General features: G+C 66.3%; 1 protein-coding gene. It reads left to right on the top strand.

The annotated features are described in order from the left end of the window. Positions 1-52 precede the first annotated feature (52 nt). Positions 53-255 (top strand): hypothetical protein (locus VSR68_RS42700; RefSeq protein ID WP_342945398.1); only part of this gene is annotated, 203 nt, incomplete at its 3' end.

A 255-nucleotide genomic window follows, 5' to 3' on the forward strand; every position in this document is an offset into this window, starting at 1 on the left:
CGGCTTTCAGCCGTACGCTGACCAGTGGTCGTATCTCGCGTCCGTGCAAACCATGGACAGCCGCGACATCGAGGGGGTGATCTTTCGCGCCACGGGCGGTGCGCATCCGCTCGACGTCGCGTTCATCGCCGAGGAGGACCAGGCCGAACCGTGGAAGCCACCGCCCGCGCAACCGAAGCGGCTGGCCGGAACGATGCCGGCGTCGCTCACGCTGACGCTCGCGAACCAGCTCTATCTAGAAAAGGCCGAGCTTCC

This window comes from Paraburkholderia phymatum (genome assembly GCF_038900715.1).
Classification (GTDB): domain Bacteria; phylum Pseudomonadota; class Gammaproteobacteria; order Burkholderiales; family Burkholderiaceae; genus Paraburkholderia; species Paraburkholderia phymatum_A.